The sequence below is a fragment of the Novosphingobium aquae genome, from assembly GCF_037572715.1.
In the GTDB taxonomy this organism is placed as follows: Bacteria; Pseudomonadota; Alphaproteobacteria; order Sphingomonadales; family Sphingomonadaceae; genus Novosphingobium; species Novosphingobium aquae.
Map to the genome: position 1 here is coordinate 1 of NZ_JBBHJY010000023.1, position 1,696 is coordinate 1,696.

A 1,696-nucleotide genomic window follows, 5' to 3' on the forward strand; every position below is an offset into this window, starting at 1 on the left:
TGCGTGATCTCGTCGAGCGAATCGAAGCGGGTGTTGCCCGCGTTGTGGATCAGAACGTCGATCCGGCCCCAGGTATCGAGCGCGGCACCGATGATCGCCTTGCCGCCCTCTGCCGTGGCGACGCTTTCGGTGCAGGCGACAGCCTCGCCGCCCTCGGCCTTGATCTGGTCGGCCGCCTGCTGGGCAACGCTCGTATCCGCGCCGGAACCGTCCAGCGCGGAGCCGTTGTCGTTGATCACGATCTTGGCGCCCAGGCTGGCGAGCAGGCGGGCATATTCGAAGCCCAGCCCGCGGCCCGATCCGGTGATGACGGCGACACGGCCATCGAAGCGACGCTCAGTCATTTGTACTCTCCAAAAATCTGCTCAAACCGGCCCGAAGATCGGTGCGCCGCGTTCTTCGCGTAAGCTCGGGATGGTGCGACCGTCCTTGTCGGTGACGCCATATGCTTCGGCCAGTTCGGCAACGATCCAGCTGCCCCCAGTGCGCTCCATCAGGTCGGGCGCGCCAGCAAGCGCAGTCACCACCCGGCCGACAAATTCGGGCGAGGAACCGACCGCAGAATTGAGCTGGCTGGCCATGCCGGGAACGGTCTTCAGGTTCTCCACCGCGCGCTCGGTATAAGTGAAGCCCTGCCACAGCGAGACGCTGGCGACGCCGTGCGGCTTCAATTCGACGCCCATGTCGCGCGCCATGCGGTCGGTGGCAGACTTGGCCGCGCCGAACATCACGTCATAGGTATAGGTGCGCCCGACATAGCCCGACATGAAGGCGATCAGTCCGGACTTCTGCGGCACCATGATCTTGGCCGCGTGATGGCTGGCGATGAAGGCGGCGCGCACGCCGACCTCCCAGATGTCCCATTCATCGGCGAGCGGCTTTTCCCAGAAGCCCGTGCGCTCGGTCATCGACGGCGGGATCGACATGGCGTTGTTGACGAGGATATCGAGCCGGCCCTGCTCGTCCTTCACGCGGGCGAACAGTGCTTCAATCGCGGCATCGTCATGCAGGTCGAGCGCGGCGCCCACGCCTTTGCCGCCCCGCGCTTCGATTTCGGCGAGCGTTTCGCCGATCGTGCCGGGCAAGGGATTGTTCCCAGCCTCCACCGTGCGCGCGGTCACATAAACCGTCGCCCCCGCCTCGGCGAGCACGCAGGCGGTGCCCTTGCCGATGCCCCGGCTCGCGCCAGTTACGACCGCGACCTTACCCGCCAGCGGCTGCATCAGAACGGCTTGCCCGCGAAGAATGCGACGCTTGCGTCGTCCTTCACCCGGCCGGTGTAGTTCGGCCCATGGAACGGATAGCCCATGATGCCGGTGCTCCAGTCGGCGCTCTGGCCCCAGTCCTGATACCAGTCGTAGAGCATGGTGCGGTGCGCGATGGCCCATTTTCCGTCCCGCTTTTCCATCGAATCGAGATAGCGCCCGCCGATGCAGGTATCGCGCTCGCCTACACCTTCGCCCATGTCGACGCGGTGGTACGAGATGACGTAGGTTTCCGCCTTCGCGGCGTCTCCATCAAGGTCGATCACCGTCTGGCCCAGCACGTGCTGCGTGTTGGTGATCGCGTCCGCACCCGGCGTGACCCAGGCGAGGTATTCGGGGAAGCTGCCCTTGTACATCGCATAGTCGAAGGTCGAATCCGGCCAGAAACAGGCGCTCAGCACTTCGGGCTGCCGGCGGTCCTCACCGCGCGC

Annotated in this window: 3 protein-coding genes; all 3 read right to left on the reverse strand. The window is 65.4% G+C overall.

Translation table 11 applies throughout. From position 1 onward, the window contains the following. A partial coding sequence (locus WG900_RS20070; RefSeq protein WP_339970148.1) for an SDR family NAD(P)-dependent oxidoreductase occupies nucleotides 1–344 on the reverse strand: 344 nt, incomplete at its 3' end. A 21-nt stretch (nucleotides 345–365) separates the two neighbouring features. After that, nucleotides 366–1,223 carry an SDR family NAD(P)-dependent oxidoreductase gene (locus WG900_RS20075; protein WP_339970150.1) on the reverse strand — a complete coding sequence of 286 codons (858 nt, stop codon included), beginning with the start codon at nucleotides 1,221–1,223 and terminating at the stop codon, nucleotides 366–368. Next, the coding region (locus tag WG900_RS20080; protein WP_339970151.1) for a nuclear transport factor 2 family protein at nucleotides 1,223–1,696 on the reverse strand (474 nt) is incomplete at its 5' end. The genes WG900_RS20075 and WG900_RS20080, both read right to left, overlap by 1 nt.